The organism is Roseateles sp. P5_B10 (assembly GCF_056400485.1).
This window is the reverse complement of record NZ_JBFULE010001740.1, coordinates 1-534: the sequence shown is the minus strand read 5'-3', so window position 1 is coordinate 534 and position 534 is coordinate 1. Positions and strand designations below refer to the sequence as shown.

The window sequence follows — 534 nt, the reverse complement described above, 5'->3', positions numbered from 1 at the left end:
GCGCTGAAATAGCCGCTCATCCACCAGCCGATCAGAGCTTGGCGTTCAGTATCCGTCTTCAGGAATTGCCCGCAAGTGATCTGCGAAAGATCAATCACGACTTGCGCGTTGACCGGCGATATCGGAGTGCCGATCAGCACAAGGCAGCATGACGCGATGTATCTGTTCATACCTTCCCCATTTCTCTTGTGACACCTATCGGCTTGTCGCCCGCTGAAGTCCCGACATAACCGTTTGCGTTGGATTGGAAGCGCACCAGGACTTTAAGTTGGCGACGTTCCGGGCATACGCATCCAGATCCACATAGACATAGCCGGTCTTCTGATTGAACCAACCACTCATCCATGCCGAGAAAACGGCAGAGTCCGACGCAGACAGAGCCAGGTACTGCGCGCAGTTGACCCGCGCCATGTCCAAGGACACTTGAGCTTGTGCCACCGATGTGAAGACCAGGCCAATGAGCGAGAGGTAGGACAGCTTCTTCATGATGCACTCCTTATGCGAACACCTTCTTGATCTCGCCGGAGCAAACGT

2 protein-coding genes are annotated in these 534 nt (G+C 54.5%); both read right to left on the bottom strand.

All coding sequences use genetic code 11. From position 1 onward, the window contains the following. A partial coding sequence (locus AC1DU6_RS35640) for an HdeA/HdeB family chaperone (RefSeq protein ID WP_477863343.1) occupies positions 1–170 on the bottom strand: 170 nt, incomplete at its 3' end. Positions 171–195: 25 nt separating this feature from the next. After that, positions 196–486, bottom strand: a complete 291-nt coding sequence (locus tag AC1DU6_RS35635; protein WP_457492261.1) for an HdeA/HdeB family chaperone — start codon at positions 484–486, stop codon at positions 196–198. Positions 487–534: the final 48 nt, after the last annotated feature.

Coding starts and splice junctions, on each gene's coding strand:
- AC1DU6_RS35635 (WP_457492261.1), bottom strand. CDS start 486: ATGAAGAAGCTGTCCTACCTCTCGCTCATTGGCCTGGTCTTCACATCG.